Source organism: Pelomonas sp. SE-A7, from assembly GCF_030345705.1.
In the GTDB taxonomy this organism is placed as follows: Bacteria; Pseudomonadota; Gammaproteobacteria; order Burkholderiales; family Burkholderiaceae_C; genus JAUASW01.
The window spans coordinates 1-11,465 of sequence record NZ_JAUASW010000004.1; the positions used below are offsets into that span (position 1 = coordinate 1).

The following is an 11,465-nucleotide window of genomic DNA, read 5'->3' on the forward strand; positions in this document are numbered from 1 at the left end:
CATAATCTCGCTTCTTCGCTGATCACGAAATTGATTAAGCGAAGCGACTGAGGAGTCAGTCGAATGTTCTTTAAGAATTCACAGCCGATAAGCGTGGGCGTTTGAAGGCGAGTTTTGATTCAAGGTGACTTGGATCGAGTCCTCGGACTTTAAACGCTCACGGAAAGAGAATGAAGCTATGCAAATAGTCTTTGTTCGATTCCGTTGAGTATTCAAGATCGAACTATAGAGTTTGATCCTGGCTCAGATTGAACGCTGGCGGCATGCCTTACACATGCAAGTCGAACGGTAACGCGGGGCAACCTGGCGACGAGTGGCGAACGGGTGAGTAATGTATCGGAACGTGCCCAGTTGTGGGGGATAACTGCTCGAAAGAGCAGCTAATACCGCATACGACCTGAGGGTGAAAGCGGGGGATCGCAAGACCTCGCGCAATTGGAGCGGCCGATATCAGATTAGGTAGTTGGTGGGGTAAAGGCTCACCAAGCCAACGATCTGTAGCTGGTCTGAGAGGACGACCAGCCACACTGGGACTGAGACACGGCCCAGACTCCTACGGGAGGCAGCAGTGGGGAATTTTGGACAATGGGCGCAAGCCTGATCCAGCCATGCCGCGTGCGGGAAGAAGGCCTTCGGGTTGTAAACCGCTTTTGTCAGGGAAGAAAAGGGTGTTTCTAATACAAACGCCTCATGACGGTACCTGAAGAATAAGCACCGGCTAACTACGTGCCAGCAGCCGCGGTAATACGTAGGGTGCAAGCGTTAATCGGAATTACTGGGCGTAAAGCGTGCGCAGGCGGTTATGCAAGACAGAGGTGAAATCCCCGGGCTCAACCTGGGAACTGCCTTTGTGACTGCATAGCTAGAGTACGGTAGAGGGGGATGGAATTCCGCGTGTAGCAGTGAAATGCGTAGATATGCGGAGGAACACCGATGGCGAAGGCAATCCCCTGGACCTGTACTGACGCTCATGCACGAAAGCGTGGGGAGCAAACAGGATTAGATACCCTGGTAGTCCACGCCCTAAACGATGTCAACTGGTTGTTGGGAGGGTTTCTTCTCAGTAACGTAGCTAACGCGTGAAGTTGACCGCCTGGGGAGTACGGCCGCAAGGTTGAAACTCAAAGGAATTGACGGGGACCCGCACAAGCGGTGGATGATGTGGTTTAATTCGATGCAACGCGAAAAACCTTACCTACCCTTGACATGCCAGGAACTTACCAGAGATGGTTTGGTGCTCGAAAGAGAACCTGGACACAGGTGCTGCATGGCCGTCGTCAGCTCGTGTCGTGAGATGTTGGGTTAAGTCCCGCAACGAGCGCAACCCTTGTCATTAGTTGCTACGAAAGGGCACTCTAATGAGACTGCCGGTGACAAACCGGAGGAAGGTGGGGATGACGTCAGGTCATCATGGCCCTTATGGGTAGGGCTACACACGTCATACAATGGCCGGGACAGAGGGCTGCCAACCCGCGAGGGGGAGCCAATCCCAGAAACCCGGTCGTAGTCCGGATCGTAGTCTGCAACTCGACTGCGTGAAGTCGGAATCGCTAGTAATCGCGGATCAGCTTGCCGCGGTGAATACGTTCCCGGGTCTTGTACACACCGCCCGTCACACCATGGGAGCGGGTTCTGCCAGAAGTAGTTAGCCTAACCGCAAGGAGGGCGATTACCACGGCAGGGTTCGTGACTGGGGTGAAGTCGTAACAAGGTAGCCGTATCGGAAGGTGCGGCTGGATCACCTCCTTTCTAGATTAGATCGAGCAGCGATTGATTGCGTGCAGTCAATAACTAGCGAGATCCATTGACTCAAATTCAAGCGCCCACACTTATCGGCTGTAATCACAACAGTGAGTGAGAAATTTGCGTGAGCCTGGCGAGCTGGCCTCAACGGGCGAGAAGCTGCGGGCGAAGCGCGACAAACGCGTGGGTCTGTAGCTCAGTCGGTTAGAGCACCGTCTTGATAAGGCGGGGGTCGCTGGTTCGAATCCAGCCAGACCCACCACGAGATCGAAAGATCTGGGGGATTAGCTCAGCTGGGAGAGCACCTGCTTTGCAAGCAGGGGGTCGTCGGTTCGATCCCGTCATCCTCCACCAATCAATCACTCGAAAGTGTTGGCAATCCAAAGCTTCTAGCGGATGCTTTGGATTGCCAGCCATATTGGCTGTTGTTCTTTAACAATTTGTAGAGTCGAATCAGCGTTGTCGACGGAAAGCAAGATCTCGTAAAGGGGATTGAGCACCGTGCCGTCGGCAACATATTTGATTGCGTCAACATAGACTTCAACTGAGCGAAGCAGCAATGATCGAAAGATGGTTGCTGATTTGATTAGGTATGAAGAACGGCGTAACGCGTGAATACTCAATAAACGTATGGAACGAAGAGTTCTGTATGAGTCCTTGACGACAGTTGCAAGTCAGCGCTGTCAAAGTTATAGGGTCAAGTGACTAAGTGCATGTGGTGGATGCCTTGGCGATTACAGGCGACGAAGGACGTGATAGCCTGCGATAAGCTTCGGGGAGCTGGCAAATTAGCTTTGATCCGGAGATTTCCGAATGGGGAAACCCACCTCGCAAGAGGTAACTCTGACTGAATACATAGGTCATTGTGGCGAACCGGGTGAACTGAAACATCTCAGTAGCTCGAGGAAAAGACATCAACCGAGATTCCGAAAGTAGTGGCGAGCGAAATCGGAGTAGCCCTCGCGTTTTAGCAGTTTGTATATCAGAACGGAATGGAAAGTCCGGCCACAGCGGGTGATAGCCCCGTATGAAAAATGCAGATTGTGGAACTAGGCGCGAATAGAGTAGGGCGGGACACGTGAAATCCTGTCTGAATATGGGGGGACCATCCTCCAAGGCTAAATACTCGTAATCGACCGATAGTGAACAAGTACCGTGAGGGAAAGGCGAAAAGAACCCCGGGAGGGGAGTGAAATAGATCCTGAAACCGCATGCATACAAAAAGTAGGAGCCCGCAAGGGTGACTGCGTACCTTTTGTATAATGGGTCAGCGACTTACATTCAGTGGCGAGGTTAACCGAATAGGGTAGCCGTAGAGAAATCGAGTCCGAATAGGGCGAATTAGTCGCTGGGTGTAGACCCGAAACCAAGTGATCTATCCATGGCCAGGATGAAGGTACCGTAACAGGTGCTGGAGGTCCGAACCGACTAGTGTTGCAAAACTAGCGGATGAGCTGTGGATAGGGGTGAAAGGCTAAACAAACTTGGAAATAGCTGGTTCTCTCCGAAAACTATTTAGGTAGTGCCTCAAGTATTACCTGCGGGGGTAGAGCACTGTTTAGGCTAGGGGGTCATGGCGACTTACCAAACCTTGGCAAACTCCGAATACCGCAGAGTACAGCTTGGGAGACAGAGCACCGGGTGCTAACGTCCGGACTCAAGAGGGAAACAACCCAGACCGCCAGCTAAGGTCCCTAAAATTGGCTAAGTGGGAAACGAAGTGGGAAGGCTAAAACAGTCAGGATGTTGGCTTAGAAGCAGCCATCATTTAAAGAAAGCGTAATAGCTCACTGATCGAGTCGTCCTGCGCGGAAGATGTAACGGGGCTAAGCCAGTTACCGAAGCTGCGGATTTGCAATTTATTGCAAGTGGTAGGAGAGCGTTCTGTAAGCCTGTGAAGGTGGGTTGTGAAGCCTGCTGGAGGTATCAGAAGTGCGAATGCTGACATGAGTAGCGTTAAAGGGGGTGAAAAGCCCCCTCGCCGAAAGCGCAAGGTTTCCTACGCAACGTTCATCGGCGTAGGGTGAGTCGGCCCCTAAGGCGAGGCAGAGATGCGTAGCTGATGGGAAACAGGTCAATATTCCTGTACCGATCAATAGTGCGATGTGGGGACGGAGAAGGTTAGCTCAGCCGGGTGTTGGATGTCCCGGTTCAAGCCTGTAGTCGTGCCTGGTAGGCAAATCCGCCGGGCTTAGATGAGGGGTGATAACGAGTCTGCTTGCAGACGAAGTGAGTGATACCCTGCTTCCAGGAAAAGCCACTAAGCTTCAGCTATTGACGACCGTACCGCAAACCGACACTGGTGCGCGAGATGAGTATTCTAAGGCGCTTGAGAGAACTCTGGAGAAGGAACTCGGCAAATTGACACCGTAACTTCGGAAGAAGGTGTGCCTTTAGTAGGTGTAGTGATTTACTCATGAAGCCCAATGAGGCCGCAGAGAATCGGTGGCTGCGACTGTTTATTAAAAACACAGCACTCTGCAAAGACGAAAGTCGACGTATAGGGTGTGACGCCTGCCCGGTGCTGGAAGATTAAATGATGGGGTGCAAGCTCTTGACTGAAGTCCCAGTAAACGGCGGCCGTAACTATAACGGTCCTAAGGTAGCGAAATTCCTTGTCGGGTAAGTTCCGACCTGCACGAATGGCGTAACGATGGCCACACTGTCTCCTCCAGAGACTCAGCGAAGTTGAAATGTTTGTGATGATGCAATCTCCCCGCGGAAAGACGGAAAGACCCCATGAACCTTTACTGTAGCTTTACATTGGACTTTGAACAGATCTGTGTAGGATAGGTGGGAGGCTTTGAAGTGAGGACGCTAGTTCTCATGGAGCCGACGTTGAAATACCACCCTGGTGTGTTTGAGGTTCTAACCTTGGTCCCTTATCGGGATTGGGGACAGTGTATGGTGGGCAGTTTGACTGGGGCGGTCTCCTCCCAAAGTGTAACGGAGGAGTTCGAAGGTACGCTAGGCACGGTCGGAAATCGTGCTGATAGTGCATTGGCATAAGCGTGCTTGACTGCGAGACTGACAAGTCGAGCAGGTACGAAAGTAGGACAAAGTGATCCGGTGGTTCTGTATGGAAGGGCCATCGCTCAACGGATAAAAGGTACTCTGGGGATAACAGGCTGATACCGCCCAAGAGTTCATATCGACGGCGGTGTTTGGCACCTCGATGTCGGCTCATCTCATCCTGGGGCTGTAGCCGGTCCCAAGGGTATGGCTGTTCGCCATTTAAAGAGGTACGTGAGCTGGGTTTAAAACGTCGTGAGACAGTTTGGTCCCTATCTTCCGTGGGCGCTGCAAGATTGAGAGAGCCTGCTCCTAGTACGAGAGGACCGGAGTGGACGCACCTCTGGTGTATCGGTTGTCACGCCAGTGGCATTGCCGAGTAGCTAAGTGCGGAAGAGATAACCGCTGAAAGCATCTAAGCGGGAAACTCGTCTCAAGATGAGTCTTGCCGGGGCCTTGAGCCCCCTGAAGAGTCGTTCGAGACCAGGACGTTGATAGGCTGGGTGTGGAAGCGCAGTAATGCGTTAAGCTAACCAGTACTAATTGCTCGTGAGGCTTGACCCTATAACTTTGATAGTTCCAATCTGCGAACTCCAAAGACTGAGTAGTCAAAGCACGCAAAACACCGTTCTTCAAACGAAGTCGTTCGAAGACGCAATCAAATACCAAAGCTGATTCCCGCTAAACACTTAGCGAGCAAGACTCTACAAATTGGGCCGGCTGCCACTCAAAACAGCAGCCAGCCAACCAGTCAAGCCTGATGACCATAGCGACTTGGTCCCACTCCTTCCCATCCCGAACAGGACAGTGAAACGAGTCAGCGCCGATGATAGTGCGGATTCCCGTGTGAAAGTAGGTCATCGTCAGGCTATTTACATTGAAACGCCCGGTCAAACGACCGGGCGTTTCCATCTGCGACCAGCAGATGCCAACGCACTGTTCGTGTATTGGCATCTGCTGATCACCCGGCCAGCCGGGCAGCAAAAAAGATGCGGATTAGGGTTGACGAGAAGATCGATTACCCGCATAATCTCGCTTCTTCGCTGATCACGAAATTGATTAAGCGAAGCGACTGAGGAGTCAGTCGAATGTTCTTTAAGAATTCACAGCCGATAAGCGTGGGCGTTTGAAGGCGAGTTTTGATTCAAGGTGACTTGGATCGAGTCCTCGGACTTTAAACGCTCACGGAAAGAGAATGAAGCTATGCAAATAGTCTTTGTTCGATTCCGTTGAGTATTCAAGATCGAACTATAGAGTTTGATCCTGGCTCAGATTGAACGCTGGCGGCATGCCTTACACATGCAAGTCGAACGGTAACGCGGGGCAACCTGGCGACGAGTGGCGAACGGGTGAGTAATGTATCGGAACGTGCCCAGTTGTGGGGGATAACTGCTCGAAAGAGCAGCTAATACCGCATACGACCTGAGGGTGAAAGCGGGGGATCGCAAGACCTCGCGCAATTGGAGCGGCCGATATCAGATTAGGTAGTTGGTGGGGTAAAGGCTCACCAAGCCAACGATCTGTAGCTGGTCTGAGAGGACGACCAGCCACACTGGGACTGAGACACGGCCCAGACTCCTACGGGAGGCAGCAGTGGGGAATTTTGGACAATGGGCGCAAGCCTGATCCAGCCATGCCGCGTGCGGGAAGAAGGCCTTCGGGTTGTAAACCGCTTTTGTCAGGGAAGAAAAGGGTGTTTCTAATACAAACGCCTCATGACGGTACCTGAAGAATAAGCACCGGCTAACTACGTGCCAGCAGCCGCGGTAATACGTAGGGTGCAAGCGTTAATCGGAATTACTGGGCGTAAAGCGTGCGCAGGCGGTTATGCAAGACAGAGGTGAAATCCCCGGGCTCAACCTGGGAACTGCCTTTGTGACTGCATAGCTAGAGTACGGTAGAGGGGGATGGAATTCCGCGTGTAGCAGTGAAATGCGTAGATATGCGGAGGAACACCGATGGCGAAGGCAATCCCCTGGACCTGTACTGACGCTCATGCACGAAAGCGTGGGGAGCAAACAGGATTAGATACCCTGGTAGTCCACGCCCTAAACGATGTCAACTGGTTGTTGGGAGGGTTTCTTCTCAGTAACGTAGCTAACGCGTGAAGTTGACCGCCTGGGGAGTACGGCCGCAAGGTTGAAACTCAAAGGAATTGACGGGGACCCGCACAAGCGGTGGATGATGTGGTTTAATTCGATGCAACGCGAAAAACCTTACCTACCCTTGACATGCCAGGAACTTACCAGAGATGGTTTGGTGCTCGAAAGAGAACCTGGACACAGGTGCTGCATGGCCGTCGTCAGCTCGTGTCGTGAGATGTTGGGTTAAGTCCCGCAACGAGCGCAACCCTTGTCATTAGTTGCTACGAAAGGGCACTCTAATGAGACTGCCGGTGACAAACCGGAGGAAGGTGGGGATGACGTCAGGTCATCATGGCCCTTATGGGTAGGGCTACACACGTCATACAATGGCCGGGACAGAGGGCTGCCAACCCGCGAGGGGGAGCCAATCCCAGAAACCCGGTCGTAGTCCGGATCGTAGTCTGCAACTCGACTGCGTGAAGTCGGAATCGCTAGTAATCGCGGATCAGCTTGCCGCGGTGAATACGTTCCCGGGTCTTGTACACACCGCCCGTCACACCATGGGAGCGGGTTCTGCCAGAAGTAGTTAGCCTAACCGCAAGGAGGGCGATTACCACGGCAGGGTTCGTGACTGGGGTGAAGTCGTAACAAGGTAGCCGTATCGGAAGGTGCGGCTGGATCACCTCCTTTCTAGATTAGATCGAGCAGCGATTGATTGCGTGCAGTCAATAACTAGCGAGATCCATTGACTCAAATTCAAGCGCCCACACTTATCGGCTGTAATCACAACAGTGAGTGAGAAATTTGCGTGAGCCTGGCGAGCTGGCCTCAACGGGCGAGAAGCTGCGGGCGAAGCGCGACAAACGCGTGGGTCTGTAGCTCAGTCGGTTAGAGCACCGTCTTGATAAGGCGGGGGTCGCTGGTTCGAATCCAGCCAGACCCACCACGAGATCGAAAGATCTGGGGGATTAGCTCAGCTGGGAGAGCACCTGCTTTGCAAGCAGGGGGTCGTCGGTTCGATCCCGTCATCCTCCACCAATCAATCACTCGAAAGTGTTGGCAATCCAAAGCTTCTAGCGGATGCTTTGGATTGCCAGCCATATTGGCTGTTGTTCTTTAACAATTTGTAGAGTCGAATCAGCGTTGTCGACGGAAAGCAAGATCTCGTAAAGGGGATTGAGCACCGTGCCGTCGGCAACATATTTGATTGCGTCAACATAGACTTCAACTGAGCGAAGCAGCAATGATCGAAAGATGGTTGCTGATTTGATTAGGTATGAAGAACGGCGTAACGCGTGAATACTCAATAAACGTATGGAACGAAGAGTTCTGTATGAGTCCTTGACGACAGTTGCAAGTCAGCGCTGTCAAAGTTATAGGGTCAAGTGACTAAGTGCATGTGGTGGATGCCTTGGCGATTACAGGCGACGAAGGACGTGATAGCCTGCGATAAGCTTCGGGGAGCTGGCAAATTAGCTTTGATCCGGAGATTTCCGAATGGGGAAACCCACCTCGCAAGAGGTAACTCTGACTGAATACATAGGTCATTGTGGCGAACCGGGTGAACTGAAACATCTCAGTAGCTCGAGGAAAAGACATCAACCGAGATTCCGAAAGTAGTGGCGAGCGAAATCGGAGTAGCCCTCGCGTTTTAGCAGTTTGTATATCAGAACGGAATGGAAAGTCCGGCCACAGCGGGTGATAGCCCCGTATGAAAAATGCAGATTGTGGAACTAGGCGCGAATAGAGTAGGGCGGGACACGTGAAATCCTGTCTGAATATGGGGGGACCATCCTCCAAGGCTAAATACTCGTAATCGACCGATAGTGAACAAGTACCGTGAGGGAAAGGCGAAAAGAACCCCGGGAGGGGAGTGAAATAGATCCTGAAACCGCATGCATACAAAAAGTAGGAGCCCGCAAGGGTGACTGCGTACCTTTTGTATAATGGGTCAGCGACTTACATTCAGTGGCGAGGTTAACCGAATAGGGTAGCCGTAGAGAAATCGAGTCCGAATAGGGCGAATTAGTCGCTGGGTGTAGACCCGAAACCAAGTGATCTATCCATGGCCAGGATGAAGGTACCGTAACAGGTGCTGGAGGTCCGAACCGACTAGTGTTGCAAAACTAGCGGATGAGCTGTGGATAGGGGTGAAAGGCTAAACAAACTTGGAAATAGCTGGTTCTCTCCGAAAACTATTTAGGTAGTGCCTCAAGTATTACCTGCGGGGGTAGAGCACTGTTTAGGCTAGGGGGTCATGGCGACTTACCAAACCTTGGCAAACTCCGAATACCGCAGAGTACAGCTTGGGAGACAGAGCACCGGGTGCTAACGTCCGGACTCAAGAGGGAAACAACCCAGACCGCCAGCTAAGGTCCCTAAAATTGGCTAAGTGGGAAACGAAGTGGGAAGGCTAAAACAGTCAGGATGTTGGCTTAGAAGCAGCCATCATTTAAAGAAAGCGTAATAGCTCACTGATCGAGTCGTCCTGCGCGGAAGATGTAACGGGGCTAAGCCAGTTACCGAAGCTGCGGATTTGCAATTTATTGCAAGTGGTAGGAGAGCGTTCTGTAAGCCTGTGAAGGTGGGTTGTGAAGCCTGCTGGAGGTATCAGAAGTGCGAATGCTGACATGAGTAGCGTTAAAGGGGGTGAAAAGCCCCCTCGCCGAAAGCGCAAGGTTTCCTACGCAACGTTCATCGGCGTAGGGTGAGTCGGCCCCTAAGGCGAGGCAGAGATGCGTAGCTGATGGGAAACAGGTCAATATTCCTGTACCGATCAATAGTGCGATGTGGGGACGGAGAAGGTTAGCTCAGCCGGGTGTTGGATGTCCCGGTTCAAGCCTGTAGTCGTGCCTGGTAGGCAAATCCGCCGGGCTTAGATGAGGGGTGATAACGAGTCTGCTTGCAGACGAAGTGAGTGATACCCTGCTTCCAGGAAAAGCCACTAAGCTTCAGCTATTGACGACCGTACCGCAAACCGACACTGGTGCGCGAGATGAGTATTCTAAGGCGCTTGAGAGAACTCTGGAGAAGGAACTCGGCAAATTGACACCGTAACTTCGGAAGAAGGTGTGCCTTTAGTAGGTGTAGTGATTTACTCATGAAGCCCAATGAGGCCGCAGAGAATCGGTGGCTGCGACTGTTTATTAAAAACACAGCACTCTGCAAAGACGAAAGTCGACGTATAGGGTGTGACGCCTGCCCGGTGCTGGAAGATTAAATGATGGGGTGCAAGCTCTTGACTGAAGTCCCAGTAAACGGCGGCCGTAACTATAACGGTCCTAAGGTAGCGAAATTCCTTGTCGGGTAAGTTCCGACCTGCACGAATGGCGTAACGATGGCCACACTGTCTCCTCCAGAGACTCAGCGAAGTTGAAATGTTTGTGATGATGCAATCTCCCCGCGGAAAGACGGAAAGACCCCATGAACCTTTACTGTAGCTTTACATTGGACTTTGAACAGATCTGTGTAGGATAGGTGGGAGGCTTTGAAGTGAGGACGCTAGTTCTCATGGAGCCGACGTTGAAATACCACCCTGGTGTGTTTGAGGTTCTAACCTTGGTCCCTTATCGGGATTGGGGACAGTGTATGGTGGGCAGTTTGACTGGGGCGGTCTCCTCCCAAAGTGTAACGGAGGAGTTCGAAGGTACGCTAGGCACGGTCGGAAATCGTGCTGATAGTGCATTGGCATAAGCGTGCTTGACTGCGAGACTGACAAGTCGAGCAGGTACGAAAGTAGGACAAAGTGATCCGGTGGTTCTGTATGGAAGGGCCATCGCTCAACGGATAAAAGGTACTCTGGGGATAACAGGCTGATACCGCCCAAGAGTTCATATCGACGGCGGTGTTTGGCACCTCGATGTCGGCTCATCTCATCCTGGGGCTGTAGCCGGTCCCAAGGGTATGGCTGTTCGCCATTTAAAGAGGTACGTGAGCTGGGTTTAAAACGTCGTGAGACAGTTTGGTCCCTATCTTCCGTGGGCGCTGCAAGATTGAGAGAGCCTGCTCCTAGTACGAGAGGACCGGAGTGGACGCACCTCTGGTGTATCGGTTGTCACGCCAGTGGCATTGCCGAGTAGCTAAGTGCGGAAGAGATAACCGCTGAAAGCATCTAAGCGGGAAACTCGTCTCAAGATGAGTCTTGCCGGGGCCTTGAGCCCCCTGAAGAGTCGTTCGAGACCAGGACGTTGATAGGCTGGGTGTGGAAGCGCAGTAATGCGTTAAGCTAACCAGTACTAATTGCTCGTGAGGCTTGACCCTATAACTTTGATAGTTCCAATCTGCGAACTCCAAAGACTGAGTAGTCAAAGCACGCAAAACACCGTTCTTCAAACGAAGTCGTTCGAAGACGCAATCAAATACCAAAGCTGATTCCCGCTAAACACTTAGCGAGCAAGACTCTACAAATTGGGCCGGCTGCCACTCAAAACAGCAGCCAGCCAACCAGTCAAGCCTGATGACCATAGCGACTTGGTCCCACTCCTTCCCATCCCGAACAGGACAGTGAAACGAGTCAGCGCCGATGATAGTGCGGATTCCCGTGTGAAAGTAGGTCATCGTCAGGCTATTTACCCCGCAAACCCCCAGCCTTCCAAAGAGGCTGGGGGTTTTGCTTTTGCGGGATTG

4 tRNA genes and 6 rRNA genes are annotated in these 11,465 nt (G+C 52.2%); all 10 read left to right on the forward strand.

Annotated elements, in window-relative coordinates:
* The first annotated feature begins 220 nt into the window (after positions 1–220).
* The 10 genes from QT382_RS20990 to rrf (QT382_RS21035) all read left to right on the forward strand — a co-directional run bounded on the left by QT382_RS20990 (position 221) and on the right by rrf (QT382_RS21035) (position 11,404).
* A 16S ribosomal RNA gene (locus QT382_RS20990) occupies positions 221–1,749 on the forward strand.
* A gap of 179 nt (positions 1,750–1,928) precedes the next feature.
* Positions 1,929–2,005, forward strand: a tRNA-Ile gene (locus QT382_RS20995).
* A 16-nt stretch (positions 2,006–2,021) separates the two neighbouring features.
* Positions 2,022–2,097: transfer RNA gene (locus QT382_RS21000), tRNA-Ala, on the forward strand.
* Positions 2,098–2,438: 341 nt separating this feature from the next.
* Positions 2,439–5,319 (forward strand): 23S ribosomal RNA (locus tag QT382_RS21005).
* 192 nt (positions 5,320–5,511) lie between these two features.
* Positions 5,512–5,624: ribosomal RNA gene (gene rrf / locus QT382_RS21010) — 5S ribosomal RNA — on the forward strand.
* A gap of 376 nt (positions 5,625–6,000) precedes the next feature.
* Positions 6,001–7,529, forward strand: a 16S ribosomal RNA gene (locus QT382_RS21015).
* A gap of 179 nt (positions 7,530–7,708) precedes the next feature.
* Positions 7,709–7,785, forward strand: a tRNA-Ile gene (locus tag QT382_RS21020).
* Positions 7,786–7,801: 16 nt separating this feature from the next.
* Positions 7,802–7,877, forward strand: a tRNA-Ala gene (locus QT382_RS21025).
* Between the two features lie 341 nt (positions 7,878–8,218).
* Positions 8,219–11,099, forward strand: a 23S ribosomal RNA gene (locus tag QT382_RS21030).
* Between the two features lie 192 nt (positions 11,100–11,291).
* Positions 11,292–11,404: ribosomal RNA gene (gene rrf / locus QT382_RS21035) — 5S ribosomal RNA — on the forward strand.
* Together the 16S, 23S and 5S rRNA genes with 4 tRNA genes alongside form the textbook arrangement of a ribosomal RNA operon.
* Positions 11,405–11,465: the final 61 nt, after the last annotated feature.